Genomic DNA, 26,975 nt, shown 5'->3' with positions numbered 1-26,975 from the left:
ATTACCGCGTTACTTCCGCTGTCTGTTTTGTCAGTCTTTGCTGCCTTATTTGACTGGCAGCGCGGTCTGACGCTATTGGGTGAAATATTTCGATGTCCAACAATGTTATAGTCGAGTCTAACGGTTGGATTCGTTTAAAGACATTTTAACCAAAAATTACCTTTAAAAAATTTGTATTCATTCACGCTTTTAGTTGCTTAATTACACAATGCCGAAGGTTTTTTTCACCAAATGCGAAATCAGTTCGGTTCTTGTGGCACGTCTCGAATGAATAAAGCTAAGAATTGAAAATGGCTTACAGGGAACTTTCTATGTCGAAACCATATAAAACAGTGTCAATAAGCGGATGTGGTTGGCTTGGTCTTGCACTTGCCGAACAACTGCATCAAGTAGGGTATGCGGTTACGGGAAGTAAACGCAGTTCAGCGTCTCTTGAAACGCTAAAATTGAAACACATAAACGGCGTTGTGTTCGATATATTTAGCGAAAAGCGCGATCCTTCATCACAGCCTTTGTTTGAAAGCGATGTCTTTGTTGCCAATATCCCCCCTAGCAGACGTACAGTCGATGGCAACGAGTTTGTCAGTGCAATGAAGAGGCTGGTAGACGCCGCAAAATCTGGTGGTGTCAAACAGTTCATCTTTATCAGTACCACTTCTGTTTATGGGAGTGTCACAGGAGTCGTTAAAGAAAGCACAGCCTGTGAACCAACGACGGAATCTGGTAAAGCGCACCGGGAAATAGAAAATTATGTCCTGAAAGAGTTTGGTGAACATGGTGTAGTGTTAAGACTATCTGGGCTTATTGGCGATGAAAGGCATCCAGGGAAACACTTAGCAGGAAGAGAAAATGTCAGTGGTGGGTTAGATCCTGTGAATCTTATTCACCGCGAAGATTGCATCCAAGCCATCAGTGCAATTATTGCACTTGAGAGAGGTGGAGAGAGATTCCACTTGAGTGCAACCGACCACCCAACCCGTTCTGAATTCTATCGCTGGGCGGCAAAAGGATTGGACTTAAAGGAACCAATGTTTATTGAAGACGGAGGGGAGGGGAAAGTTATCGATTCAGCCCAAACCATAGAGACATTGGGACTGACACTTAAGTACCCATCTCCATTTGATATGCCACTGCCTGAGCTAGGTGAATCAGAGCAGGCATAAAAAAAGCCCGCTTCATTTGAAGCGGGCAACATAAATATTTGTAAGCAGGAGTAAGAAAAAGCAGCAGCATCTAGCGATAAGTCAGAAAGCATGTTTGGCGGCCAGCATTACATCAAAAGGCACTTATCAACTATCTACATACATTCAGACTGAGGTGTTTTCATAAAGTTCAAAGTTTTCGGAAAAAAATTTTCGCCCCCTCACTGTGACCAACCCTTACCTTCAGACGAAAAAAAGCCCGTACTCAAATCAGTGTACGGGCTCCAGAAGAATAAAAACTTCTAAGAAAAAGCAGTGGCATTATATGTGACCTGATGAAAAGCCAATTGTTCCCCAAAGGTTCGATTTTTTTCTCATTAATGAGTGTGACTTTGAGCCTTTTCACCGAATGACATTACTTTACAACAAGTTATCTCAACCCATTTTTTTTACCCATTAACATCGAATTTTTTGATGATTGTTTTGGGGTTGTTATTAATGCTAACGGGATGTAAAGTTAAACAGGTGTTTAATACAGGTGAATGAAAATGGCAGGGAAAGGCGAAACCAAAGGAAAAATTCTGGATGCCGCGGAGCAGCTGTTTGCTGAGCATGGTTTCAAAGAGACCTCACTCCGCACCATCACGAGCAAGGCAGGTGTTAACCTGGCTTCAGTGAACTATCACTTTGGTGATAAGAAGTCACTTGTGCGTGCGGTACTCGCCCGGTATCTCGAACAATTCATGCCGCAACTGGAGCAGGAATTAAAACTGCTGCTGGTCAAAGATGATATTTCAATGGAAGAAGTGTTTGCATGTACCAAGCGCCCACTTTTGGGATTGGACACCTTTCGCCGCCATGGCGCATCGACTTTCATGCAACTCATCGGCCGTGGCTATACGGACGTACAGGGTCACCTCCGCTGGTTTATTACAACGCGTTACGATTCCGTGCTGACCCTCTTTACCCAGGCTGTCATTAAAGCAAACCCTTCACTGAAACCTGAACATGTTTTCTGGCGACTTCACTTTACGCTGGGCGCGGTGATTTTCACCATGGCGTCGAACGTAGCATTAAGTGAAATCGCTGAGAATGATTTCGGTAACAATGTCACCACCGAAGACATTCTCGACCGACTGATCCCTTATCTGGCTGCTGGTGTGGATGCGCCTGCCAATCAGGAACTATCACTTGTGCCGCGCGATATTCCGCGCAGTGCAGTATAAAGCTAAAAAATAATAAAAAATTAACGTGTTACAAATACAAGGATCTGAATCATGAGCTCTCAACCATCACTTAGAAGACGTTATTTAAGCGACCCAGCGTTTAAGTTTTTCAAAAAGGTTCTTCCGCCCCTGTCCGAAACTGAGCGTGAGGCAATGGAAGCTGGCAGTGTATGGTGGGATGGCGAGTTGTTCGCCGGTAATCCCGACTGGCGCAAGTTGCTGCAGTATCCAAAACCACGCTTAACTGATCAAGAAAAAACGTTTATGGATAACCAGTTAGAAGAATTGCTGGGTATGCTGGATGACTTTGAAATCGTTCAGGAGCGCAAAGATTTACCGCCTGAAGTTTGGGAGTTCCTAAAGAAAGAAAAATTCTTCTCACTGATCATTCCAAAAGAGTACGGCGGTCTCGAATTTTCTGCCTATGCAAACTCTACGATTGTTTCGCGTATCGCAACGCGTAGCTTGAGTGCGGCAGTGACTGTGATGGTACCAAACTCTCTGGGCCCGGGTGAGCTGTTAACGCACTACGGTACTGAGGACCAAAAGAATTACTGGCTGCCGCGTTTAGCAAATGGTCAGGATGTTCCATGTTTTGCCTTGACCGGACCTGAAGCGGGCTCAGATGCGGGATCTATCCCTGACAAGGGCATCGTATGTATGGGCGAGCACGAAGGGAAAGAAGTGCTGGGTATCCGCCTGACGTGGAACAAACGCTACATTACGCTAGCGCCAGTTGCCTCCGTGCTGGGTCTTGCTTTTAAACTACACGATCCAGAAGGCCTTTTGGGCGACAAAGAGCAACTTGGCATTACCTGTGCCTTGATCCCAGCCGATCACAAAGGCGTTGAAATTGGTGAGCGTCATAATCCGTTAGGTTTGTCCTTCATGAATGGCCCAACACGCGGTCAGGACGTGTTCATTCCGATGGAGTGGGTTATCGGTGGTCAAGACTATGTTGGTCGTGGCTGGCGTATGTTGGTGGAATGTCTGTCAGCGGGTCGTGGTATTTCACTGCCAGCACTGGGCACGGCAGTCGGTCACCTTACCGCACGTACAACAGGTGCCTACGCTTATGTACGTAAGCAGTTTGGTATGCACATCGGTAAATTCGAAGGTGTTGGCGAGGCGATGGGGCGCATTGGTGGTTACACCTATATGCTCGAAGCGGCGCGTACACTGACCACGACTTCTCTGGATATGCATGAGAAGCCGGGCATTGTGACTGCTATTGCTAAATACCACATGACTGAACTGGCGCGCACCATCCTGAATGATTCGATGGACATTCATGCGGGCCGTGCTATCCAGTTGGGGCCTTTGAACTATGTTGGTCACCACTACTTTGGTATGCCAGTGGCAATCACAGTAGAAGGAGCGAATATTCTAACCCGCAACCTGATGATATTTGGCCAGGGGGCGACACGTTGTCACCCATACGTGCTGAAAGAAATGGAAGCGGCGGCAGAGCAAGATGAAGCAAAAGGTGCAGAAGCGTTCGATTCCCTGCTGATCAAGCACATTGGCTTTGCTACCAAAAACGTACTGATGTCTTTCACCAATGCATTTACCCGCTCAAGCTTTAACAAAACACCGGTATCGGGTGAAACGGCGGCTTACTACCGTCAACTGTCCCGTATGAGCCGAGCGCTGGCTGTGACTGCAGACGTTGCTATGTTGACACTGGGTGGCGAGCTGAAACGACGTGAAATGCTGTCAGCCCGTTTGGGTGATGTGCTGAGCCACCTGTATCTTGCATCTGCTGTATTGAAACGTTATGAGGATGAGGGTCGTCAACAAGCTGATCTGCCATTCGTTCACTACTCACTGCAATATTGTCTGAACAAATGTGCGGAAGCGTTTGACGGTGCGTTCAACAACTTCCCGCAAAAAGGTGTTGGCTTCTCGCTGCGTGCCATCCTGTTCCCACTGGGTATGCATTATAAAGCTCCATCAGACAAGCTGGCCACGCAAATTGCAGATTTGCTGATGACTCCGGGCGCACATCGCGAGCGTTTGACGCACCTCTGTTATGTCGGTGACAAAGCAACTGACCCTGTGGGTATCATGGAGCGTGCTTTCGAAGCCATGGTGGCCGTTAAGCCGCTGGAGAAGAAAATGGCGGTTGCGGCAAAGGCGAAGAAAATTCCTGCGAAAGGTTTGCTGTCCGAACGTTTGGATGCTGCCCTTGAGCAGAATATTCTGACCCAAGAAGAAGTCGACCAAATCAAACACGCCGATGGGCTGCGTTACGAAGCGATTCAGGTGGATAACTTTGACCCGTCATGGTTTAAGTCAGAATCTGAGTCTGCACCAGCTAGCCAGAAGAAAGGTAAAGCTGCATAACAGCAGATTTGTTCTCAAAAACGCCGCAACTGCGGCGTTTTTTCTTGCTAACACCTCCAACCACTACCCGAAATCGGGGTTTTGCGACAAAAACAAGTGCCAAAACAAGATGAAGTATTTATCCTAAGCCCAACTTTGAAAGGAAGGTTGAATATGATCATCAAACCGAAAATTCGCGGATTTATCTGTACGACTACCCATCCAAAAGGATGTGAAGCTAACGTAAAAGAGCAAATCGAATACACCAAAGCCCAAGGCCCTATTGCCAATGCACCAAAACGTGTACTGGTAGTAGGTTCATCTAGCGGCTATGGCCTGTCATCGCGCATTGCTGCTGCGTTTGGCGGCGGTGCAGCGACCATCGGTGTGTTCTTCGAAAAGCCAGGCACGGAGAAAAAGGCGGGCACAGCGGGTTGGTACAACTCTGCGGCATTCGACAAATTCGCCAAGGAAGAAGGTCTTTACTCGAAGAGCCTGAACGGCGATGCATTCTCTGATGAAGCGAAAAAGAAAGCGATCGAGCTGATTAAAGAAGATCTTGGTCAGATTGATATGGTGGTTTACTCACTGGCTTCTCCAGTTCGTAAACTGCCAAAAACAGGTGAAGTGGTTCGTTCATCACTGAAGCCAATCGGTGATGTTTACACTTCTACAGCAGTAGACACCAACAAAGACCAAATTATCGAAGCCAGTGTTGAACCTGCAACTGAGCAGGAAATTACAGACACGGTTACCGTGATGGGCGGAGAAGATTGGGAACTCTGGATTCAAGCACTGTCTGACGCAGGTGTGCTGGCTGACGGTTGTAAGACCGTGGCATACAGCTACATCGGTACTGAGCTGACTTGGCCAATTTACTGGGACGGCGCATTGGGCCGTGCGAAGATGGACTTGGACCGTGCCTCTGCGGCTCTAAATGACAAACTGTCAGCGACAGGCGGTACTGCAAACGTAGCCGTACTGAAATCGGTTGTGACTCAAGCGAGCTCAGCGATTCCAGTGATGCCTTTGTACATCGCTATGGTGTTCAAGAAAATGCGCGCTGAAGGCGTTCACGAAGGCTGTATGGAGCAAATCTACCGCATGTTCAGTCAGCGCCTATACAAAGCTGATGGTTCAGCAGCAGAAGTAGACGATAAAAACCGTCTGCGTCTGGATGACTGGGAACTGCGTGACGACATCCAGCAACACTGCCGTGATCTGTGGCCACAAATCACTTCAGAGAACCTGAAAGAGCTGACAGACTACGTGGAATACAAAGAAGAATTCCTGAAACTGTTCGGCTTTGGTGTTGAAGGCGTGGATTACGACGCAGACGTTAACCCAGAAGTGGATTTTGACGTTAAAGCTATCTAATTCAGACAGCTGAAATAGTGAAACTGAAGCCAGCGAATTATTCGCTGGCTTTTTGTTTTGAGCGTTTGCAGGCCGCGCCACATAAGGGCTGCGATGAAAAATGCCAGAGATTTTTGCTAAAACTTTGATCAATGTGGCTGATATTTATCAGATTTGCTCGATAAAGAAGCAAACAAACCAAAACGCCGAAATTAGTGCGTGACAGCCCAAAAAACTTATGTAGAATGCCAATCCGTACCGCAGAGGAAGGCAACTTACTGAAGCGGGACAAACGAAGGCGCGTTGGCAGAGTGGCTATGCAGCGGATTGCAAATCCGTGGACCTCGGTTCGACTCCGGGACGCGCCTCCATGATGCGACACTAGCTCAGCTGGTAGAGCGCAACCTTGCCAAGGTTGAGGTCACGAGTTCGAACCTCGTGTGTCGCTCCAATCTCTTTTAAAGAGATTAGAAAATGGGAATCGCTGTCATTGTGCGAGAACAATGAGATACGGACGCGGGATGGAGCAGCCTGGTAGCTCGTCGGGCTCATAACCCGAAGGTCGTCGGTTCAAATCCGGCTCCCGCAACCAATTGCGACACTAGCTCAGCTGGTAGAGCGCAACCTTGCCAAGGTTGAGGTCACGAGTTCGAACCTCGTGTGTCGCTCCAAATTTTGACTTTCGATTCATCGGAAGTGTGATATGCAAGGAACCTTGCCAAGGTTGAGGTCACGCCTAAGCCTTGAAGATCGGGAACCTCGTGTTTCGCTCCAAATTATTTGCAGATGGTGCCTATCATCGCAATCACAGGATTGCGTGCCCTGGTGGTGGAATTGGTAGACACAAGGGATTTAAAATCCCTCGACGTTCGCGTTGTGCCGGTTCAAGTCCGGCCCGGGGCACCATTTAAATTAAGGCCTACAAGCATAAGCTTGTAGGCCTTTTTCTTTTGGTCATTTCTCGGCGTGAAAGTGAAGGGGGCTAGCTCCGATTTTCACTCGCAGTTGCCACCTACTTCCCGGTCACTGACGGCTGATGGGCTCACGCGTGTTAAGCTTCGCGAGTTGTTTGTCATGTATCTTGCCCAATAGAACAAGCGATGTGATCGCACCAATCATTGCCAGGAACATATCGGATTGCGTGTCCCAAATGTAGCCCTGAGTGCCAAGGAAAGCTTCAGCAGACTCTCCAGACATAATGGCAACCCACCACTCGATCAGCTCATAGAACGCACTGAAAGCCAAACAGAACGATACGATAAAGAAATTGCGCCAGCGTGGTGAGGGTATAACAGAGTTTCGAATCAGTATTTCGCGAGCCACCAAGGCAGGAATAAACCCCTGCGCAAAGTGACCTACTTTGTCGTAGTTATTGCGTGCGGTATTAGTTATCTCTTTGATGTAATCAAACAGGGGGACTTCTGCGTATGTGTAATGCCCACCAACCATCAAAATCACGCAATGAACCAGAATAAAGAAGTAAGTGATTTGGGTGAGCGGAAAAGACTTTCGGGTCATCGCTAGAGCGATAAGTGCAATAAGTGCTGGCGCTACTTCAAGGAACCAGGTGAACTGATCTTTTGGGTTGATTGCTGACCAAATAAAAACAGCAAAGAAGATAGCGAGCCAGATTGTTGAGTTTGCTTTGTTCATTTAGATACCTAACGTTTTAATAACAGTCACTTACCCACACAGTTAGCTAGCTTAGGCCATTAGCGTAGTAGGCGCAAAGTATTGTAAGTCTGATGACTTTGACCTGAGATTGATGTCGTCATCTTGTACGTGAATAAGAGGACTCATGGCGTTGGGCAGAATGACACAAAAGCCGATATCTGGATTATCTCTCCTAAAAGAATGGCATCCCCGAAAAGTTTCTAATTAGCGTCAGCATCGAGATTGCTTTCCTCCATGTTTTGCCAGTTGCCAGCACAGCGGAGGTGAATAGCTTTCTAGACTACCTCGGTAAGGCTGAATAGCCATAATTGGTAACAGATGTAACCGAATTAATCGAATTTTAACTGAATGGAAAAAAACGCTTGAGTTCAAAAAAGTGGCTATGTTACCTTTCGCGACAATCTCGAACATAGAGCTTTTCGAGACACACGCGGCGCAATGTTGAAGAAGTTGTCGTCGCACCGTAGGTACTAGGAAATGGTTTCCTAGTAGAAGGGCATTAATAGAGCTGTCTGGCTTCAACGAAGTCGGGGCATATTGAGGAACCCAACAGTGATTAAGTATTACCTCCACTTCAGCTTCGTTTTACCAAATTGCAGTATTATTACTGAGCCTTGATACACCCGATCAAAAGAGACGCTTTCCAAACGTTTAAAAGCTGTTCCCCCACGACTCGATCGTGATGCTTTGCCGTCTTTGTTTTAGCGCGCTCGAACACACTATGGTTTCCGCCGATATCGCATGACGTGATTCTGCGGGTATTTCCCGAACTTTCGGGGGTGTGCTCCACGACTCATCTGCTGAATTCCTCTTAACACAAGATTTGTGCGAAGGGACTGCTACACGCAAATTCTGCAGAGCGAGGGTGGTGAACATGGAAGATCAACAACAATGATTAACTTTCCTAACGAAACACAGGACAAGCTGGCGACGAGCCCTGTCCCGGTTTTACAAGGCCTTCACGACCTGACACCAGACGAACTGCTACTGAGTCAGGAGCATTACGAATCTGAGGTTCGTTCTTATCCTCGCCGCTTGCCGGTTGCCATTGCAAAAGCGAATGGTGCACTGGTCGAAGACAGCCGCGGTCAGATTTATCTGGACTGCCTCGCAGGCGCGGGGACTCTGGCACTTGGCTACAACCATCCTGAAATCAATCAGGCTTTGATTGAACAGCTTCACGCTGGCATTCCCTATCAAACGCTGGATATTACGACGCCAGCGAAAGATGCATTCATCCGTGAGCTGATGGCGTTTCTTCCGCAAGACTTTGCTGAAAACGCGAAGGTCCAGTTCTGTGGTCCTTCGGGTGCTGACGCCGTTGAAGCGGCAATTAAACTCGCCAAACAAACCACTGGCCGTAACACTATTGCCGCGTTCCATGGTGCTTACCATGGCATGACCAACGGTACCATGGCGCTGATGGGTAACCTTGGTACCAAAGCACGTCGTCAAGGTTTGATGGCAGATGTTCATTTCCTGCCTTTCCCATACGATCTGCGCTGCCCATATGGCCTTCATGGCGAACAAGGCGCGCGTCAGGGCTTGCGTTACATTGAACGTATGCTGGCTGATGACGAAAGTGGTGTGCAGAAACCTGCTGCCATTATCGTTGAGCCAGTGCAAGGCGAGGGTGGAGTCATCCCCGCGCCAGCGTTCTGGTTGAAAGAACTGCGCCGTATTACCCAAGAGCATGGCATTCTGCTGATTTTCGATGAAATCCAATGTGGTATCGGTAAAACTGGCTCCCACTTTGCGTTTGAAGATTCAGGCATCACCCCAGACATTCTTTGCCTTTCTAAAGCAGTCGGTGGCGGTTTGCCAATGTCGCTGTTGGTGTTCGACAAAGAAATCGACACCTGGCGTCCAGGTGAACACACTGGTACTTTCCGCGGTAACCAACTTGCGATGGTATCTGGTGCGAAAGCGATGGAAATCATCCGTCGTGACAACTTGGCAAACCAAGCTGCGGTTTCGGGTGAATACCTTCGCCGTGGTCTTGAGAAAATTGCTGAGAAAACGACTTGTATCGCTGAAGTGCGCGGCAAGGGTTTGATGCTGGGTGTGGAAATCTGCGACCCAGAAGGCGCCAAGAATAAATTTGGTGAACCTCAATCAGCCCCGGAACTGACTGTTGCCATTCAGCGAGCGGCGCTTGAGCGCGGATTAATCATCGAAAAAGGCGGACGCGACGGTTCAGTACTGCGCTTCCTGCCGCCAATCATCATCACTTTTGAGCAAATCGACTTCGCGCTGAAAGCATTGGAAGAGGCGATTGACTCGCTGGTTGAACCAAAACCTGTTTCGCAGCCAATGGACAGCATCCAGCAAAGCTGGCGCGAGCATTTCATTCATGTCGGTAAAAACGGCGCTGATGGCTTTGAATCTGCAATGAATCAAAGCACCTTGGCATTGAAGAAACTGTTTGAAACCACAGACTCACCATACAGTGGCCTCGACCCTATGGTGCTGCAATCTCAGATCCGCCGCGCGCAATTGGGCGAAAACCCTCAGTCGCTGACGGATGTGATTGATGAGACGACGGACTTGATCGGTAAGAATTCCATCATTGTTCAGCATCCTCATTGCATCGCGCACTTACATACACCGCCAATGCTGCCTGCTGTGGCTGCAGAAGCCTTTATCACTGCGCTGAACCAGTCTATGGACTCTTGGGATCAGGCAAGTGCAGCGACCTTCGTAGAGCAAGAAGTGACTGACTGGCTTTGCAAGCGTTTTGGCTTTGATGAGCAATCAGACGGTGTTTTCACCAGCGGTGGTACCCAAAGCAACCTGATGGGTCTGCTGATGGCGCGCGACCACATCATCAAGCAAACCAGCGGTCATGATGTGCAGAAAGATGGCTTGCCGGAATACGCCGACAAGCTTCGCGTGATTTGCTCGAAGAACTCCCACTTCACTATGCAGAAATCAGCGTCATTGCTGGGTCTGGGTGAAAATGCAGTCGTCTGCGTCGATACCTACACCGATGGCACCATCAGCATCGAATCAGCAGAAGAAGCGGTGACATCTCTGAAAGCTGAAGGCCTGATCCCGTTTGTGATCACTGGCACCGCGGGTACCACGGATAACGGATCTATCGATGATCTGGATGATGTGGCGGATCTGGCTGAAAAACACGGTCTTTGGATGCACGTAGATGCGGCATATGGTGGTGCGTTGATCCTGAGTCGTCACCACGCCCGTCTCGAAGGTATTGAACGTGCTGACTCCGTGACAGTCGATTTCCACAAAATGTTCTTCCAGCCAATCAGCTGTGGCGCAGTGCTGCTGAAAGATAAAGCGCACTTTGGCTTTATTCGCCATCACGCCGATTACCTCAACCGTGAAGAAGATGTGCTGCCGAATCTGGTAGACAAATCTATCGCTACTACACGTCGCTTTGATGCACTGAAAGTTTGGATGACGCTGCAAAACGTTGGCCCACAGGCACTGGGTTCTATGGTTGATCACCTGCTGAACCAAACGCAGCAAGTTGCGGATATGGTGAATCACCGCCCAGACTTCGAGCTGCTGGCTGTGCCTTGTCTTTCTACCGTGTTGTTCCGTTATACCGGCTCAAATAAATCTTTGGACCTGGATGCCCTCAACAAGCAAATCCGTTTGGATGCCTTAGTACAGGGTCGCGCTGTGGTCGGAGAAACCGTGGTCGATGGTGATATTGCGCTGAAATTTACGCTGCTCAACCCATGCCTGTCACTGACAGATTTTGAGCAACTACTCACTGAACTTGAAACGCTGGGCGGCGAAATCGTCAAGCAGTCTTCACTCTGAATTTTTTGCCGGGCATTTGAACCGGTAGTTTTGAAAGGAATTTAACATGGCAGTTTTACAAATTGGTGCAGGTGGTGTTGGTTGGGTTATTGCGCACAAAGCAGCGCAAAACAACGATGTGTTTGGCGACTACACCATTGCTTCCCGCACTGTAGGTAAATGTGAAGCGATCATTGAATCTATTAAAGGCCGCAACAACCAGAAAGATTCCAGCTACAAGCTGGAATCACGAGCGGTTGATGCTGACGACGTGGAAGCGCTGGTTGCACTGATCAATGAAGTGAAGCCGGATCTGGTTATCAATGCGGGTCCTCCATGGGTCAACATGACCATCATGGAAGCGTGCTACCAGACTAAAACGTCTTACCTCGATACCTCTGTTGCTGTTGACCTGTGTTCTGAAGGTCAGCAGGTGCCACAAGCTTATGACTGGCAGTGGGGCTACCGCGAGAAATTCGAAGAAGCCGGCATCACAGGTATTCTGGGTGCGGGCTTCGATCCAGGCGTAGTGAGTGTTTTTGCTGCATACGCGTACAAGCACCTGTTCGACGAGATCGACACCATTGACGTGATGGACGTGAATGCCGGTGACCACGGCAAAAAGTTCGCGACCAACTTTGACCCAGAAACCAACATGCTGGAAATCCAAGGCGATTCTTTCTACTGGGAAGAGGGTGAGTGGAAGCAAGTGGGTTGTCACACCCGTATGATGGAATTTGATTTCCCTCTGGTCGGAAGCCACAAAGTGTACTCTATGGCGCATGACGAAGTGCGCTCCCTGAAAGAGTTTATTCCCGCTAAACGTATTGAGTTCTGGATGGGCTTTGGTGACCGTTACCTGAACTATTTCAACTGTATGCGCGACATTGGCCTGCTTAGCCCAGACCCAGTTACGCTGCAAGACGGCACTGTGGTTGAGCCGCTGAAAGTACTGAAAGCACTGCTGCCTGATCCTACATCTCTGGCGCCGGGTTACACAGGTAAAACCTGTATCGGTACCTGGGTTCAGGGTAAGAAAGACGGCAAGCAGCGCAGCGTATTTGTATACAACAATGCTGACCACGAAGTGGCTTATAAAGACGTTGAACACCAAGCGATTGCTTACACTACCGGTGTTCCTGCCATCACTGCAGCGCTGCTTTACTTCAAAGGCGAGTGGAATGGCAAAGGCGTATTCAACATGGAACAGTTGGACCCAGATCCATTCCTGGAGCTGATGCCATCAATTGGTCTGGACTGGGGCGTTGAAGAGCTGTCACCAAGCGAGCCAGTTATCAACATCCTGAAATAAGCGCGACTTAAGTAAATGCCTGCATGACAGTTTCTGTTGTGCAGGCTTTTCTGTAGAGAAAGACCATGAATCCAACAGAATTAAAAACTCCATATTTTCTGATTGAAGAAGATAAGTTGATTGAAAACCTCGAGAAAGCGAAACTCCTGAAAGAGCTCTCTGGCGTTAAGCTGGTACTGGCACTGAAATGCTTCTCTACCTGGGGTGTTTTCGACATCATCAAGCCTTACCTTGACGGCACGACCAGCAGTGGTCCATTTGAAGTGAAATTGGGTCACGAAACCTTTGGTGGCGAAACCCACGCCTATAGCGTTGGTTACAGTGAAGATGATGTGCGTGAAGTGGCGGACATCTGCGACAAAATGATCTTCAACAGCCAATCTCAGCTGACAGCTTATCGCCATCTGGTGGAAGGAAAAGCGTCGATTGGCCTTCGCTTGAACCCAGGTGTGAGCTATGCGGGTCAGGATCTCGCGAACCCAGCGCGTAAATTCTCCCGTCTTGGCGTTCATTTCGATCAGATTGACCCTGAGATTTTTGCGTCACTCAATGGCGTGATGTTCCATATGAACTGCGAGAACAAAGACGTCGACGCCTTTGTCGGCTTGCTTGATGCCATCTCAGAAAAGTTCGGTAGCTACCTCGACAAATTAGAGTGGGTGAGTCTCGGTGGTGGTGTCTTCTTTACCTGGCCGGGATACGACATTGAAAAACTGGCAGCTGCACTGAAAGCGTTCGGTGAGCGCCATGGTGTGCAGCTGTATCTGGAACCAGGCGAAGCCATTATTACCAAGACGACCGACCTGGTCGTTACCGTGGTGGATATCGTCGAAAACGAGATGAAAACAGCGATTGTCGATAGCGCGACTGAAGCTCATCGACTGGACACGCTCATCTACAACGAACCTGCCTCCATTGGTGAAGCCAGCGAGAATGGCGAGCACACATATGTCATTGGCAGTTGCTCTTGTCTAGCGGGTGATCAGTTCTGCGTGGCGAGTTTTGACGAACCACTTAAAGTGGGCCAGCGCCTGCACATTCTTGATAGTGCAGGTTACACCATGGTGAAACTGAACTGGTTTAACGGCCTTCGCATGCCATCGGTTTATTGCCAACGCAGCAATGGTGACATCCAATTGCTCAACGAATTTGATTATCAGGACTTCAAACGCACATTGTCACAGTGGTCAGTGAGCTGATTTAAACTCAAATGTAAGGGAGCTTCGGCTCCCTTTTTAATACTCGTTTCTTCTGATTTTATGAATCGTGTCAGAGTGTCAGCTTTTATTGCTTGGAAATCACACTAAAACTGACTAATGATCCGACCATCGCGGGGATTTATCTAAACACGCTGAGTTATTAGCGTGTTCGCTCAGGAGGAGCAAAAATGGACGCACTGCTATTTGTCATCATCATTGTTGCGCTGGTTGTTGGAACACGGACACTGAAAAGCTACTTTGCCTACCGGGCACAGGTGCGTGAATTCGAAGCGAACAAAGTCGCAGAGGGTTCAGGGGAGCTGCTCGCTGAAATTGATGCGCTTAAAAACCGCATTGAAGTGCTTGAAAAACTGGTGACCGATCAAGGTTATGAGCTGGATAAGAAAATCCGTGCACTGTAATTACTTTACGGCCAAATAGTGCTTTCTTTCCTCTGTAGACATTTTTTCAATGGCATAGCGCAGCATGGTTCTTGGCATGTCTGGGCCGTGTCTATCGAGAAAAGTGCGTAGCAGGGGAAGGTCTCTTTTCCCGAGTTCCCTCAGCATCCAGCCACACATTTTGTGGATCAAATCTTCTTTATCTTGAAGCAGCTTTTCTGCAAGTTTGATGGTGTCGTCAAACTGGTTATTTCGTATGAAAGGGAAGGTCGCCATCATCGCTATCCGTCGTTCCCATAGACTGCTTGATTCTGCCAGCGAATAGAGAATATCCCGCTTTTTATCGGTGAGGTATCCACCCACAATATGGTGCGCGGAGCTGTCGATGAGATCCCAGTTATTAATAAGGTGTGTTCGGGAAAGATAGAAATCAAAAATGACCTTTTGTTGTTCTGCATCTGCCTTCTTAAATTGCTCAGACAGAATCACTAAGGCAAGCAGCCTGATTTCATGCCACTCGCTTTCCAGCAGCACTGAAATTGTCTTGAGAGAAGCAGATTTATGAAGCTTGGCAAGCTCTCTGACCACGGGCACCCGAATGCCAATAAATTTGTCGCCTTCACCGTATTCGCCGGGGCCAGATTTAAAGAACCTACCTGAATGTTCGGCGATCTTGGCGTCGCCTAATTGTTGTGCCTCAGCAATGATGCGTTGCGCGTCAATCATATCCTTCCCTCCAGTGAGGGAATTATAAGCATGAAACCACTAGCTTACTGATAGAAATGAAAATTTCATTCGAAAAGATGATTTGGCTTCAGATTGTTGAAACGTACGAATACTGCACTAAACTTGCTTCACTTCAAAAATTAACCCTACAACAAACCATGCTTTATCAATATTTAGTCAGGTTGCATCCAGTCTGACATTTCTTTGCTGGATACTTGTCGAGTCCTTTGTCTCATGATGCATATAGTTGATGTGGCAGAAAAATTCGATTTCTGTAAGAGATCTTACGGAGCGAGAAAATCGCTAAATACCAAAGAAGTAGAAGCGAAATAACCTGCCAACCATTTATTTTGATAAGGACTTTAGAAGATGAAACAGACCGCTTTTCTAAGCGCGATGATCGCTGCAACCTTTGCTGCGCCAAGTGCGATGGCAATGAACCCGCAGCCTGATCCGCAAAACCCAGAAGGTTATGTTGTCACCCGGGCAGAAGTGCAAGCCGCAGAGGCTGCACAAACCCAAGACCCGATGTACACCACTTGGGCACAGGCGCTACGTACACGCACCAATGATGTGGTGGAAGCAATTTTACCGGGCGCAGCCAGCAATCCTGAAAACGTCAAACGTGTCGAGCGTGTTTTCCCAGAATCTGACTGGGAATTCCTGACTCAAATGGCAGCGCCGGAATACACCTATACCCGGTTCCTTCGTGCGATTGGCAAGTTCCCTGCGTTCTGCGGTGAATACACAGATGGCCGTGATTCTGATGCGATTTGTAAGAAGTCGATCGTGACTGCGTTTGCGCACTTTGCTCAAGAAACCGGTGGTCATATTGCAAAAGACAACTACTGGGATAACCCACAAGGTTTGGAAGAGTGGCAGCAGGCACTCGTCCATGTCCGTGAAATGGGCTGGTCAGAGGGGCAGGAAGGTTATACGACTGGCTGTGGGCAGAATGACTGGCAAAACAAACGCTGGCCTTGTGCAGCGGGTCAGGGCTACTTCGGTCGAGGTGCAAAGCAGCTTTCTTACCATTTTAACTACGGCGCATTTTCAGAAGTGATGTACGCGGGTGATGCAACCAAGCTGCTCAATGAGCCCGGTTTAGTGGCTGATTCCTGGCTAAATCTGGCTTCGGCAATTTGGTTCTTCCTCACGCCACAAGCGCCGAAACCAGCAATGCTACATGTGATTGACCGAACCTGGGTGCCTTCACAGCGTGAACTGGATGCAGGCATTGGCTATGGCTTTGGTACCACGATTAACATCATCAATGGTGGTATTGAGTGTGGTGAACAGAACAAAGATAAAGGCCAGCCGGTTAACCGTATCCGTTACTGGGAAGGGCTCGCGAAACATTTCAATATTCCGATTGAAGCAGATGAAACCAACACCTGTTGGCAACAACTGCCTTATGGCAGCCTCAACCTACAAGGCGCAACAGATGTGCTTTACACCAACTGGGATGGTAACTGGAAATACTATGCTAATCGCCCGGGCGGTTATTCGTTCGAGTGTGAGCTGGTGGGTTACCAAACGGCTTACTCAGCGTTGGTAGAGGGCGACTACGAGAAATGTGTCAGCAACTTCTATGAATCTCACGCGGGTTGGCCTGTGGTTCGTGTTGTTGAAACCATTGATACCAACCCAGGAGATGGTTCAAATCCGGGTGACGGCGGTACTCCATCGGAGAATACCTGGGATGATAAAGCCGTATACCTAGCCGGTGACCGTGTCACGATTAACGGCGTGACATACGAAGCCAAATACTGGAATCAGGGTGTGAACCCAGAAACAGCAGGTCAGTGGGGCGCTTGGAAGGTCGTTGCAGGCGATACGACTGGTGGTGGCACATCAACTAACCCAGACACGGGTACCAACCCAGATACAGGGAGTGGCTCTGGTACAGACACAGGTGATGATGCAGGCACTGGTGGCGATACCGGCGGTTCAAATCCTGATACGGGTACCACGCCAGATGAGGGAGAAACCACTTGGAGTGCGAGCAAGGTTTACTTTGGTGGGGATCAGGTGCTGGTTAACGGCGCAACTTACCAAGCACTTTACTGGACACAGGGTGATGACCCAGCTTCCGGTGAGCAATGGGGACCCTGGAAAAAGATGTAAACTTACTCTTTAATCAAGCCGCGTCCACTAGGACGCGGCTTGTCGAGAAAAATTATCCTGTTTTAAATGACCTGCCTCGCAGAATAAACCTAATATCAATTGCCGAAAATTCAGTGCATTGTGTTGTGTTTTCTTGTTGATCCAAGGTTCGTGGTCAAAAAATCAATGTACAACAAATGTAAGCGTCTCACTTTTCGTCGGCGCACCATTCATTCTGGCATTCCTGTCCTCAATAGTTGTCGTCTTGTGTATTCATGCATGCATATAGTCGTGTTGTCCGCGCTATCAATAAAAGACCTCTAAATCGCCAAGGGTTACCGCGAATCGCTGAATAAAACAGCGCTGAACAGTAACGCGCAAAGAGCAAAGAGCAAAAAAGCGCGAAGCAGGCACGTCTTAAAGACGGTTGCAGAAAAAGTTTTGATAAGGAATTTAAGATGAAACGAACGGCTTTATTTACCGCTATGTTCGGCGCGAGCTTCTTCGCTCACAGCGCAGTGACCATGGACCCTGTACAAGACCCAAATAACGTGAACGGGTTTGTTGTTTCCCAGTCCGAAATTAAGGCAGCGGAAGATGCGTTGACGCTGGACCCAATGTACGACACTTGGTCTCAGGCACTGCGTACCCAGCCGAACTCTGTAGTTGATGCGATTTTGCCTGGAGCAGCAAACAACCCAGAAAACGTGAAGCGTGTAGAGCGCGTTTTCCCAGAAACGGACTGGAACTTCCTGACCCAAATGGCCGCACCGGAATACACTTACACCCGCTTCCTTAAAGCGATTGGTAAGTTCCCGGCTTTCTGTGGTGATTACACAGACGGTCGCGACGCAGATGCCATCTGTAAGAAATCTATCATTACCGCATTTGCACACTTCTCGCAGGAAACTGGCGGCCATATTGCTAAAGACAACCTGTCTGACAACCCGCTGGCGCTAGAAGAATGGCAACAGGCTCTTGTGCATGTTCGCGAAATGGGCTGGGCAGAAGGGCAGGAAGGTTACACCACAGGTTGTGGTCAAGATGACTGGCAAAACCGTCGTTGGCCTTGTGCGACAGGTCAGGGATACTTTGGCCGTGGTGCAAAGCAGCTTTCATACCACTTTAACTATGGCATGTTCTCTGAAGTGATGTTTGACGGAGACGCCACGCGCCTGCTGAATGACCCAGCACTGGTGGCAGACTCTTGGCTAAACCTGGCTTCAGCGATTTGGTTCTTCCTGACACCACAGGCACCGAAACCAGCGATGCTGCACGTTATCGACCGTACCTGGAAACCTTCGCAACGTGAAATTGACGCAGGTATCGGCTACGGGTTTGGTACCACAATTAACATTATCAATGGTGGTATCGAGTGTGGTGAACAAAACAAAACCAAAGGTCAGCCAGTTAACCGTATCCGTTACTGGGAAGGCTTAGCAGCGCACTACCAAATTCCAATTGAAGCCGACGAGAAAAACACCTGTTGGCAGCAAACGCCATTCGGTAGCCTGAACCTGCAAGGCGCAACCGATGTGCTTTACACCAACTGGGATGGTAACTGGAAATACTACCCGGACCGTCCAGGCGGTTTCTCATTTGAGTGTGAGCTGGTGGGCTTCCAAACCGCTTACTCTGCGCTGGTACCGGGCGACTACGAGAAGTGTGTGACTAACTTCTATGGATCACACGCTAACTGGCCAACCGTACGTGTTGTCGCTGATGCAGACAAGCCTTCTACCGGTACTCCGGGTGGTAACGGCGAGCCAGTAGATCCGAATGCTTGGAGTGCTACCAAGGTTTATAACACGGGCGACCGTGTGGTAGTAAACGGTGTGACTTATGAAGCGGTTTACTGGACACAAGGTGATGATCCACTACTGAGTGAAGCGTGGGGACCTTGGAAAAAAGTACTGTAAGGAAGAATAAGCCTTAAAAATCAGCCGCGTGTTTCGATAAGGAATACGCGGTTTTTCTATTTTAATCAGATAGATAACAGAGTCTGTTAAGGGGAGTAATAGGCTGAAAAAAGGGCTTTTTCGAGGTTGTAATCTGACAAAAGGTATCACAAAAAAATGATAAATATCAGACTTGCTTGAAAAATTTCTGTGCCTATAATGCTGAAAACCGGAGCGTCTGCCAACGCTCCGGTTTTTTTGTGCCTGCTTTCTGGTTGCGTAATGAACAATCTGCCAATTGATTCATACGCAGGAAAGCAATCTGTCCGAAAGGGCACATTGTCTAAATGATGTAAGGAAAGACAAATGCGTATCGAACAAGACTTGAAATTGGGTTTCAAAGATGTACTGTTTCGCCCGAAACGTTCTACCCTAAAAAGCCGTTCTCAAGTTGAATTAACCCGCGAGTTTACCTTCAAGCACAGTGGCCGTCAATGGTCTGGTGTTCCTGTTATTGCTGCAAACATGGACTCTGTAGGTTCATTTGATATGGCTAAAGCGCTGGCTGAACATGGCTGTATGACCGCGGTTCACAAACACTACACGGTTGACGACTGGGCGGCATTTGTCGCTGGTGCAGATGCGAAAGTGCTGAACAATGTGATGGTCTCTACTGGTACGTCTGAAGCTGATTTCGTAAAAACCCAGGAAATCATGGCGCTGTCAGAAGAGCTGATCTTCATCTGTATCGACATCGCTAACGGTTACTCTGAGCACCTCGTTGAATACGTTGAGAAAGTACGTGCAGAGTTCCCAGATAAAGTGATCAGCGCGGGTAATGTGGTTACCGGCGACATGGTTGAAGAGCTTATTTTGGCGGGTGCAGATATCGTGAAAGTAGGCATCGGTCCTGGTTCTGTGTGTACGACTCGTGTGAAAACCGGTGTAGGCTACCCACAACTGTCAGCCATTATCGAGTGTGCGGATGCTGCGCACGGTCTTGGCGGCCGTATCGTAGGTGACGGCGGTTGTGCCTGTGCAGGTGATGTAGCAAAAGCGTTCGGTGGCGGTGCAGACTTCGTCATGCTGGGCGGTATGCTGGCAGGCCACGAAGAAAGCGGCGGTGAAGTGATTGAACAAGACGGCAAGTCGTTCATGAAGTTCTACGGTATGTCTTCACAATCAGCGATGGACAAGCACTCTGGTGGCGTGGCGAAATACCGTGCAGCAGAAGGTAAGACCGTAATGCTTCCTTTCCGTGGCTCAGTTCACAATACGATTGCAGATATTCTGGGTGGTGTGCGTTCAACCTGCACTTACGTAGGTGCTGCGCAATTAAAAGAACTGACAAAACGCACGACTTTCATTCGCGTACAGGAACAAGAAAACAACGTATTCGGTAAAGAGTAAGTTGTTCGCATAGCGAAACCGCTAAAACAAGCATAATTTGAAAACGCCTCTTTTTAAGCCACACCTTGGTATGCAAGGTAAAGCAAAAGAGGCGTTTTTGTATTTGTGCAATGTGTTCTTTGTATCTTTTCTTTTGGCGTTGATGCTGCTTTGGGGCTTCTAGTTTGGAATTGCCCCAAAGTGAGTTAGCGCTTCGACCATCCGACTGCCCAAATCATCCCACAAGGTTTAATTTTTTCTCATGCATTTCATCTGTATAAATACACAGTGAGATGGATATAGTAAAAATGAGCTGGTTTTTAGTACGGGACGCCCGTTTTCTCCCATTCAAGTTGCAACCATAAAACTCAACTCACTAATTTTACGCGGCTATATGGTAAGCTGGCACAAGTGTAAGCGGACTAATCGGGCGTCCCGGGTTTGTACTAAACGGGCAAGTTGCCCGCTAATAAGCTGTTATAAATTTAGTGAGAGTTATCCTAAACGTTGAAGTACTAGAAGGTTTAAAGAAAGAGCGTGGTTTTGAATTTCAACGCTTGGTGGAATTTGAGGACTGGTGTGATCAAGTTCAACCGTTGCTAGCTTTTAATCCACAATATGAGGCTCGCTTTGGTCGGGCAAAAACTTCAGCTGGTGTTTCGTTTCGTATGGGGTATGCAAATGATGCCCAAACCAGTATCGATGAATGCATTGGTATTGTAAATCAGGCGATTATTGCTGCAAAAATGAGTGAGGAGAAGGTTAGAGATAATAACGACAAGCAAACGCCTGAAGAAGTTGAAGTCGAATTACCAAAAAAAATCACAGTTCCTTGGCTAGCAAAAAACGTAGAGTACAAAGTGTGGATATCGCTGTTTACACTCATTATCACGGTGTTTCTGGCTGGGGTTAAAATTGGTAGTTCTAAATTCTATTTGACCCACTTTTCTAGCAAGGCTAGTCAGAGTACGCCTACAAGTGTCAGCCCCAAAAATTTATAACAAGGCCATTAAACAGCGCCCCCTTCGGGGGCTGGACTCGCAAAAAACGCGCTCGCCGTTTATGGCTGCGTTATATCTTCTTGTTGATTATGCTAGTTGTTCTAAGCTTCCTCTTCTCGAATGTTGGATTAGTATGTACGAAAAAATTATCTCGCTTGAACATTACCAAATAAACTCTTTTGAGTATTCATTGGAGAAGAAGACTGCTGATTTCTCGCTTACACATGAAACTGGTAAAGATAGCCAATTATACTCATTCAAGGGTGTTAAGAGATTGGTTATAGAGCACATGGACTATGACTTAGAAGAGCCTTTTCTCATTGATGAGGTTTATTTTGAAGTTATGGATGACGGTGGGAATAGTTATCTAATGAAGCATAATTTTTTCCATACAAATCGAGACGGTAAGCATACCTCAACAGGAAAGTGTGGGTATTTGCTACAGATAGTGGGTGATTTGTCTATAACATTGCTCTTTGAACAACTTGACGTTGAGTTTTTAGGCTAATACCTGACTTTTGTAATTGATAGGTCAGTTCTAAATCGAGTTCAATTTCGCTGTTCATAAAGCAGGTTAGCGGCCAGCCATTTATAGTTTGGTTCTTGCTATAACAAAACTATAAACGGGACGCTTTGTCGCTCTGGTAGCTTTTCAAAGTGTTGTGAATACAGGAGATTAAAGCGATTTTGGGTGGTTTGGTAAGCGCCCGTTATTGCGACGTTATGTGCCAACAAGGAGTAGTTAGCAGTGCTGATAAAGTTGAGGGACTTTGTTGAGTCTGACGGAGATATTTTGGAGAGTATTCTTATTGAAAATGGTCAGTTCGATTATCCCGAAGTTGAAGATAAGCACTCAATGAAAAGGGTTTCTCGATGCGACGGCGCAGTGTTTATAGTTGCTGAAGTAGAGGGGAAGGTTGCTGGCTTTACCAAGGGCTTCTACGATGGTTCTCGCGCACAAATTCAACTGGTCTCAGTTGCTCAAACACTGAAAAGTAGTGGCATTGGAACGAAGCTCATTGAAGAGCTAATCAAACGATTAAAACGAAAAGGTGCTACTACAGTATCTGTATTGAACCTAGAGACAACCTCAGACTTTTGGAGCAAGCTAGGTTTCGAAAAGCTGCCAGTACATATGATGCTCCGAAGCACATAACAAATTGTTCAAGCAGACAGCTAACGTTTGGCGATTTTGGTTTGTTTGAGTTTAGTGATTACTGTGGTTTTGTTTGGGTACAGTGGTAGTTAGCTGCTACTTAACAAGGCGTTATGTTTCTTAGTCGATTTTAGAAAACTATAGTTAATATTCAGATGCTTATTTTGGAAAAGGAGAGTTCATGGATGTGTATTCGCTACTAGCATTTGCGGCTTTTCTAGTGCTCATATCTTCAATGATAGTGCTCCTTGGGAGTAGTATTTCTCTCGGATTGCAGATGAAAAGAATAGACCCGAGTAGATATAAAGCGATCTACTTATTGTTTGTTCCTTTTTCTAGTGCGCTTCTCTTTAATTACGTAAGAAGTAGCGAAAATATCTCGAAGTATCCTGAAAGTAGCTCTTGGTTGTTTACTGTCATTCGATATTCTATGGTGTCACTCTTCATATCCTTTGTTTTTATGGGATTTTCTGCTTTTTTAGCAGCAGGTAATAGCTAAATTTTTAGCCGGTAAAATAGTTCTGCTCATATACGGTAACGTACTGGCGAGTGGTAATAAACATAACAAATTGTTCAAGAGTGATTCGGCACGCGTGGCATTTTTACTATGCGTTGGTTTTAGTGGTTAAGGTATTATGCGGGAGCTTCGGTATTGCGTGCCTCACACCTTAACAAGGCTACATGGATTCCCCCGTTCGTCAAACATCCGCTAGACTTTTGAAGATGGGTTTTGGACTGCCGCTCTACATTCGGCCTTTCACTGACTCACGTCATGGCCCTGATGACATTACGCGGTTGCAGTGCCTAATTCGTTAGAAGGCATCAACGTGCCCGCCGCATTAACAGGCTCTCTGCAAATGGTCTTAACCTATCCTCATCAGCTGCGTCTGCAATGACCCGGTTGGTGTGTTTCCCAGCGCCGCCTCATACTCAGGCGGCGTAGTTTTGATATTCGGTTTGGTTGTGTAACAACGCCCAGATAATGCGGGCGTTCTTAGCTGCCAGTGCGACAATGGCTCGGTTCATCCCTCGTCGTTCGAGGACGTTTCTCCCCCAGACACTGAGCCTGTCCTGTTTTTCCCCGAGGTTGGTTATGACGGCTCTCGCGCCGTGAACTAACAAGGTTCGTAGATACTTGTCGCCCCGTTTACTGATGCGCCCAAGGCGAGGTTTACCGCCGGTTGAATACTGTTTCGGGACTAGTCCTAGCCAGGCGGCGAAGTCTCTGCCGGAGTCGAACTGCTCACCGTTACCGATGGCAGCAATAATGGCTGTGGCGGTTTGAGGTCCGACGCCTCGGACGTTGAGCATACGCTGCGCAGTAGGGCTGGCTTTGGCTACCATCTCAAAGCACTGGTCGGTGTCTTCGACACGTTGATTCAGTGTCTGTAAGTGCTCGAAGCAATCTGCCAGGACAGCACGGGCGATATCAGGTAAGCCGTTTTCAGCGGCTTCGAGAATAAGAGGAACCTCGCGATGGACAGCGGCACGTCCGGTTGGAACGACGATGCCAAATTCGGCGAGCAAAGCACGGATACGATTAATGAGGGCAGTCCGCTCCTGCACCCAATGCTCACGCATTCGGTGAATAGCAAGAATGGCTTGGCGCTCAGGTGATTTAACAGGAACAAAGCGCGTATTGGGTCGTTGAACAGCTTCACAGATAGCAATGGCATCATTAAGGTCGTTCTTGCCTTTTGTGCGGTAGGGGCTGACATACTTAGCCGCCATGATGCGGGTATCATGGCCTAATTGGGTGAACGCTCTGGCCCAATAATGCGCACCACTACACGCTTCAATGCCTATACGCATAGCTGGCATATTTGCTAATGTAGTCAGTAATTTAGCGCGTGACACGGATTTATGAAGGATGACCTTTCCCCGGTCATCAACTGCGTGCAATGAGAAGTGGTGTTTGGCGAGGTCAACGCCACAAAAGAATAGAGAAGACATGGTTACCTCCGGTATTTAACGCGACACCTAAGTGTGGCAAATCCTCATGAGGGGGAATCCATGTCATTCGTTAGTATGCTAGTGAGAATCGATGGATATCGTAATTGAGGAAGAACAATGGAGCTATGTTTGTTTTGAAAGAGGTGAGGAGATATTTCTCACGTATCTGGTTCAAACAGGGCCTGCGATGGTCGACTACACAGTCAAGCTGAACACAAATGAAATAGCTTCAATAAAGTCAGGTATGTATAAGGCTAAAAGTTTAGTTGGTAGTTTCGATAGCAGTCGTTTTGTAAAGCCCGCTATTTGGCCTCAAAAATAAAGCATACTAACAAAGCAAATTAAAAGTGCGGACAAAAAACAGTTGGCTTTGTTCGTACCTCACAAATTTTAGCCAACTATTTTTAGCCGTTTATTTGCAGCGTTAAGCGAATGGAGGTTCAATGAATTTTGAGACCGAGATCTTTAGAGTTAGGGCGAGTGTTGGCAGGACAGGAACTTCTAGATACCAATGCATTAAGACAGGAGACTAATCTTGGTGAAAACTTACGACTATAGCCTTCTTTGGAGGGCTAGACATCTAATACTGATCTTTGTTGCGGGTACTGTTCCATTTACACTGACAGTTATAAAGCAGGGTATATCGCCAATGCTCGAAGATCCTTCAGCTATACTCGGGATTTGGGCTCTACTAAGTATAGGTGCGGTTCAGAGAATGATTAAAGAAAGACGATTGACAAAATCAATCTTAATTAATGGTAAAGAGGTTGTTCATGTAAGAACTGATGGTGCGGTAAAAGAATTTAACATCGACAAAATATCCAAAATTAAAATTTTGGATGTGTCGCAAAGTTCAAATGGCTATAAAGAAAAAGAAATGATCATTGAGTTAAAACAGAATGATGAAAAACTCATAGTGCCGGTGAACATTAGGCAGTTTGATGAGTTGTATTCGATTCTAGCTAATGAATTAAGCGGTAATCAAAATTAAGCTGTTGGTAAGACATATAGGTCCTTATTGTCTTACATACGTTTTACCTCACCGCCAGTGAGTCAATGCATTTGTCGCAGAAACAAAATCTCAGCCAATGCTTTCGAACACAACAACGTCTTCTGCTTCACTTTCCCTTATCTGAAGTTATCTGACCTAGACAGCCACTAACGTTACTCCTAACTCAAAATTGTCCAAAACCAATCCAAAAACCAAGCCTGCATCTAACTTCCCCCTTCTAAAGTGGAAAGGATCAAAAGCCCAAAACGCCACCTCTGATGAAGCGGTGTTTTACTTAAAAGCTGGTGTTAACGTTTCTTCTTTTGGGCTTTTTTAACCGCGGATTTCTTAGGAGCGCCTTTTGGGTAACTCCCTGCAATTGGATGATCCCGTAAAGCGGAGGAAATGTTCTTCTTTGAACAGGCAAGCAGACATCCGCTTGGCTTTTAACTAGATTCCGCTTAACGTTAAGTGGCTAATCAAGGAGAGAATAATGTCAGAGTGTGATCAGGTCATTCAGGCGCTGAAAAAACAGTTAAAATCACGCGGTGTGAATTATCAGGATGTCGCAAAAGCGCTGGATTTGAGCGAAGGTTCGGTAAAGCGGCTTTTTTCAAACGGGGGCAGTATGAGCCTTGAGCGTTTGTCGGCGGTGTGCAACCTGATTGATTTGGAAATGACGGCGCTGTTTAAACTTGCTGAAGAAGAGAGTCAGAGCCTTTCTTCGTTGACTTGGGAGCAGGAAGAGCAGTTAGTAGCTGATAAGGCGTTACTTCTGGTGGCGGTTTGTATCACCAACGGCTATCGCTTCGAACAAATCCTTAGCCAGTACAATCTTAATGAACCTCAGTTAATTCAGAAGCTGGCTCACCTTGATCGCATCAAGGTGATTGAGCTGATGCCGGGAAACCGCATTAAGCTAAAAATCTCTCCATCATTCTCCTGGGTTGCCGGCGGTCCTATCCAACAATTTTTTCAGCAACAGGTCATTAAGACTTTCTTCCGCACGCACTTTGCCAAGGACGACGAAAAACTGGTGATGTCGACCGGGCTGATGTCCTTGCCAACCAATTATAAATTTCAGCAACGCATTCAACGTCTGGTCAAAGAGTTCTATGAATCGTGCAACAGCGACAGTGATTTATCCATGCAGGAGCGACATGGTACTTCTATGGTTATCGCATTACGTCGTTGGACGTTTCCGTTGTTTGATGAATTTGAAACCGGGGAAGAGTAGCCAAAAAGTCACGCCCGATAGTACCCGCAGTATCATCATTCGCCACTTTGACTGACGGGCTTTGTGGCTTCTATGCCTTCGTTCAACCTACTGGTCGACAGGAGAAAAA

The 26,975-nt window shown here is 47.3% G+C and carries 21 protein-coding genes and 5 tRNA genes; 23 read left to right on the top strand and 3 right to left on the bottom strand.

What is annotated here, in order from left to right; translation table 11 throughout:
* Positions 1–311 precede the first annotated feature (311 nt).
* From K6Q96_RS11380 to K6Q96_RS11340, 9 genes are all read left to right on the top strand, one after another.
* Positions 312–1,163, top strand: coding sequence for an SDR family oxidoreductase (locus tag K6Q96_RS11380; RefSeq protein ID WP_251875824.1), 852 nt, complete (start codon positions 312–314; stop codon positions 1,161–1,163).
* A 527-nt stretch (positions 1,164–1,690) separates the two neighbouring features.
* Positions 1,691–2,368, top strand: a complete 678-nt coding sequence (gene psrA / locus K6Q96_RS11375) for a TetR family transcriptional repressor PsrA (protein WP_251875822.1) — start codon at positions 1,691–1,693, stop codon at positions 2,366–2,368.
* A gap of 51 nt (positions 2,369–2,419) precedes the next feature.
* The gene (locus K6Q96_RS11370; RefSeq protein ID WP_251875820.1) at positions 2,420–4,714 is read left to right on the top strand and encodes an acyl-CoA dehydrogenase; all 2,295 of its coding nucleotides are present in this window, start codon (positions 2,420–2,422) and stop codon (positions 4,712–4,714) included.
* 153 nt (positions 4,715–4,867) lie between these two features.
* Positions 4,868–6,070: an enoyl-ACP reductase FabV gene (gene fabV, locus K6Q96_RS11365; RefSeq protein WP_251875818.1), complete on the top strand. Its 1,203-nt coding sequence runs from the start codon at positions 4,868–4,870 to the stop codon at positions 6,068–6,070.
* 276 nt (positions 6,071–6,346) lie between these two features.
* Positions 6,347–6,420: transfer RNA gene (locus K6Q96_RS11360), tRNA-Cys, on the top strand.
* 4 nt (positions 6,421–6,424) lie between these two features.
* Positions 6,425–6,500 (top strand) — tRNA-Gly (locus K6Q96_RS11355).
* Positions 6,501–6,564: 64 nt separating this feature from the next.
* Positions 6,565–6,641, top strand: a tRNA-Met gene (locus K6Q96_RS11350).
* A 3-nt stretch (positions 6,642–6,644) separates the two neighbouring features.
* A tRNA-Gly gene (locus K6Q96_RS11345) sits at positions 6,645–6,720 on the top strand.
* A gap of 148 nt (positions 6,721–6,868) precedes the next feature.
* Positions 6,869–6,955 (top strand) — tRNA-Leu (locus tag K6Q96_RS11340).
* Positions 6,956–7,072: 117 nt separating this feature from the next.
* Here the strand turns inward: K6Q96_RS11340 and K6Q96_RS11335 are convergent.
* The gene (locus K6Q96_RS11335; RefSeq protein ID WP_251875816.1) at positions 7,073–7,702 is read right to left on the bottom strand and encodes a DUF2238 domain-containing protein; all 630 of its coding nucleotides are present in this window, start codon (positions 7,700–7,702) and stop codon (positions 7,073–7,075) included.
* A gap of 912 nt (positions 7,703–8,614) precedes the next feature.
* Between K6Q96_RS11335 and K6Q96_RS11330 the strand changes: the two genes are divergently transcribed.
* The 4 genes from K6Q96_RS11330 to K6Q96_RS11315 all read left to right on the top strand — a co-directional run bounded on the left by K6Q96_RS11330 (position 8,615) and on the right by K6Q96_RS11315 (position 14,430).
* The gene (locus K6Q96_RS11330; RefSeq protein WP_251875814.1) at positions 8,615–11,518 is read left to right on the top strand and encodes a pyridoxal phosphate-dependent class III aminotransferase; all 2,904 of its coding nucleotides are present in this window, start codon (positions 8,615–8,617) and stop codon (positions 11,516–11,518) included.
* A 46-nt stretch (positions 11,519–11,564) separates the two neighbouring features.
* Positions 11,565–12,809: a carboxynorspermidine synthase gene (locus tag K6Q96_RS11325; protein WP_251875812.1), complete on the top strand. Its 1,245-nt coding sequence runs from the start codon at positions 11,565–11,567 to the stop codon at positions 12,807–12,809.
* Between the two features lie 65 nt (positions 12,810–12,874).
* Positions 12,875–14,008, top strand: a complete 1,134-nt coding sequence (gene nspC, locus K6Q96_RS11320; protein ID WP_251875810.1) for a carboxynorspermidine decarboxylase — start codon at positions 12,875–12,877, stop codon at positions 14,006–14,008.
* 188 nt (positions 14,009–14,196) lie between these two features.
* Entirely contained in the window at positions 14,197–14,430 is a 234-nt protein-coding gene (locus K6Q96_RS11315; protein WP_251875808.1) for a hypothetical protein, read from the top strand.
* On the opposite strand, the gene K6Q96_RS11310 is transcribed toward K6Q96_RS11315, so the two are convergent.
* Entirely contained in the window at positions 14,431–15,135 is a 705-nt protein-coding gene (locus K6Q96_RS11310) for a DNA alkylation repair protein (protein WP_251875806.1), read from the bottom strand. It lies immediately after the preceding gene.
* Positions 15,136–15,504: 369 nt separating this feature from the next.
* Between K6Q96_RS11310 and K6Q96_RS11305 the strand changes: the two genes are divergently transcribed.
* From K6Q96_RS11305 to K6Q96_RS11275, 7 genes are all read left to right on the top strand, one after another.
* On the top strand, positions 15,505–17,262 hold the full coding sequence (locus K6Q96_RS11305) for a chitinase (RefSeq protein WP_251875804.1): 1,758 nt from the start codon (positions 15,505–15,507) through the stop codon (positions 17,260–17,262).
* 437 nt (positions 17,263–17,699) lie between these two features.
* Positions 17,700–19,160: a chitinase gene (locus K6Q96_RS11300; RefSeq protein WP_251875802.1), complete on the top strand. Its 1,461-nt coding sequence runs from the start codon at positions 17,700–17,702 to the stop codon at positions 19,158–19,160.
* A gap of 345 nt (positions 19,161–19,505) precedes the next feature.
* Positions 19,506–20,549, top strand: a complete 1,044-nt coding sequence (locus tag K6Q96_RS11295) for a GMP reductase (RefSeq protein ID WP_251875799.1) — start codon at positions 19,506–19,508, stop codon at positions 20,547–20,549.
* Positions 20,550–21,016: 467 nt separating this feature from the next.
* Positions 21,017–21,529 carry a hypothetical protein gene (locus K6Q96_RS11290; protein ID WP_251875797.1) on the top strand — a complete coding sequence of 171 codons (513 nt, stop codon included), beginning with the start codon at positions 21,017–21,019 and terminating at the stop codon, positions 21,527–21,529.
* A gap of 133 nt (positions 21,530–21,662) precedes the next feature.
* On the top strand, positions 21,663–22,037 hold the full coding sequence (locus K6Q96_RS11285) for a hypothetical protein (protein ID WP_251875795.1): 375 nt from the start codon (positions 21,663–21,665) through the stop codon (positions 22,035–22,037).
* 240 nt (positions 22,038–22,277) lie between these two features.
* A complete protein-coding gene (locus K6Q96_RS11280) occupies positions 22,278–22,685 on the top strand; it encodes a GNAT family N-acetyltransferase (protein ID WP_251875793.1) in 408 nt (135 codons plus the stop codon).
* A 181-nt stretch (positions 22,686–22,866) separates the two neighbouring features.
* Entirely contained in the window at positions 22,867–23,184 is a 318-nt protein-coding gene (locus tag K6Q96_RS11275; RefSeq protein ID WP_251875792.1) for a hypothetical protein, read from the top strand.
* Positions 23,185–23,615: 431 nt separating this feature from the next.
* Here the strand turns inward: K6Q96_RS11275 and K6Q96_RS11265 are convergent, their stop codons facing one another.
* Positions 23,616–24,638: an IS110 family RNA-guided transposase gene (locus tag K6Q96_RS11265; protein ID WP_251875500.1), complete on the bottom strand. Its 1,023-nt coding sequence runs from the start codon at positions 24,636–24,638 to the stop codon at positions 23,616–23,618.
* 91 nt (positions 24,639–24,729) lie between these two features.
* Between K6Q96_RS11265 and K6Q96_RS11260 the strand changes: the two genes are divergently transcribed.
* From K6Q96_RS11260 to K6Q96_RS11250, 3 genes are all read left to right on the top strand, one after another.
* Positions 24,730–24,960 (top strand): hypothetical protein, encoded by a 231-nt coding sequence (locus tag K6Q96_RS11260; protein WP_251875791.1) that lies wholly within the window; start codon positions 24,730–24,732, stop codon positions 24,958–24,960.
* A gap of 216 nt (positions 24,961–25,176) precedes the next feature.
* A complete protein-coding gene (locus K6Q96_RS11255; RefSeq protein WP_251875790.1) occupies positions 25,177–25,629 on the top strand; it encodes a hypothetical protein in 453 nt (150 codons plus the stop codon).
* A gap of 493 nt (positions 25,630–26,122) precedes the next feature.
* Entirely contained in the window at positions 26,123–26,866 is a 744-nt protein-coding gene (locus K6Q96_RS11250; RefSeq protein WP_251875789.1) for a helix-turn-helix domain-containing protein, read from the top strand.
* The last annotated feature ends 109 nt before the right edge of the window (positions 26,867–26,975 follow it).

The organism is Grimontia kaedaensis, from assembly GCF_023746615.1.
GTDB classification, from domain to species: domain Bacteria; phylum Pseudomonadota; class Gammaproteobacteria; order Enterobacterales; family Vibrionaceae; genus Enterovibrio; species Enterovibrio kaedaensis.
The sequence above is the reverse complement of the archived record's forward strand: the minus strand, read 5'-3'. Positions and strand labels throughout refer to the sequence as shown.

What these genes read in the sequence shown, in the direction of transcription:
- K6Q96_RS11380 (WP_251875824.1), top strand. Translation starts at nt 312, where the DNA reads ATGTCGAAACCATATAAAACAGTGTCAATAAGCGGATGTGGTTGGCTT.
- psrA (WP_251875822.1), top strand. Translation starts at nt 1,691, where the DNA reads ATGGCAGGGAAAGGCGAAACCAAAGGAAAAATTCTGGATGCCGCGGAG.
- K6Q96_RS11370 (WP_251875820.1), top strand. Translation starts at nt 2,420, where the DNA reads ATGAGCTCTCAACCATCACTTAGAAGACGTTATTTAAGCGACCCAGCG.
- fabV (WP_251875818.1), top strand. Translation starts at nt 4,868, where the DNA reads ATGATCATCAAACCGAAAATTCGCGGATTTATCTGTACGACTACCCAT.
- K6Q96_RS11335 (WP_251875816.1), bottom strand. Translation starts at nt 7,702, where the DNA reads ATGAACAAAGCAAACTCAACAATCTGGCTCGCTATCTTCTTTGCTGTT.
- K6Q96_RS11330 (WP_251875814.1), top strand. Translation starts at nt 8,615, where the DNA reads ATGATTAACTTTCCTAACGAAACACAGGACAAGCTGGCGACGAGCCCT.
- K6Q96_RS11325 (WP_251875812.1), top strand. Translation starts at nt 11,565, where the DNA reads ATGGCAGTTTTACAAATTGGTGCAGGTGGTGTTGGTTGGGTTATTGCG.
- nspC (WP_251875810.1), top strand. Translation starts at nt 12,875, where the DNA reads ATGAATCCAACAGAATTAAAAACTCCATATTTTCTGATTGAAGAAGAT.
- K6Q96_RS11315 (WP_251875808.1), top strand. Translation starts at nt 14,197, where the DNA reads ATGGACGCACTGCTATTTGTCATCATCATTGTTGCGCTGGTTGTTGGA.
- K6Q96_RS11310 (WP_251875806.1), bottom strand. Translation starts at nt 15,135, where the DNA reads ATGATTGACGCGCAACGCATCATTGCTGAGGCACAACAATTAGGCGAC.
- K6Q96_RS11305 (WP_251875804.1), top strand. Translation starts at nt 15,505, where the DNA reads ATGAAACAGACCGCTTTTCTAAGCGCGATGATCGCTGCAACCTTTGCT.
- K6Q96_RS11300 (WP_251875802.1), top strand. Translation starts at nt 17,700, where the DNA reads ATGAAACGAACGGCTTTATTTACCGCTATGTTCGGCGCGAGCTTCTTC.
- K6Q96_RS11295 (WP_251875799.1), top strand. Translation starts at nt 19,506, where the DNA reads ATGCGTATCGAACAAGACTTGAAATTGGGTTTCAAAGATGTACTGTTT.
- K6Q96_RS11285 (WP_251875795.1), top strand. Translation starts at nt 21,663, where the DNA reads ATGTACGAAAAAATTATCTCGCTTGAACATTACCAAATAAACTCTTTT.
- K6Q96_RS11275 (WP_251875792.1), top strand. Translation starts at nt 22,867, where the DNA reads ATGGATGTGTATTCGCTACTAGCATTTGCGGCTTTTCTAGTGCTCATA.
- K6Q96_RS11265 (WP_251875500.1), bottom strand. Translation starts at nt 24,638, where the DNA reads ATGTCTTCTCTATTCTTTTGTGGCGTTGACCTCGCCAAACACCACTTC.
- K6Q96_RS11260 (WP_251875791.1), top strand. Translation starts at nt 24,730, where the DNA reads ATGGATATCGTAATTGAGGAAGAACAATGGAGCTATGTTTGTTTTGAA.
- K6Q96_RS11250 (WP_251875789.1), top strand. Translation starts at nt 26,123, where the DNA reads ATGTCAGAGTGTGATCAGGTCATTCAGGCGCTGAAAAAACAGTTAAAA.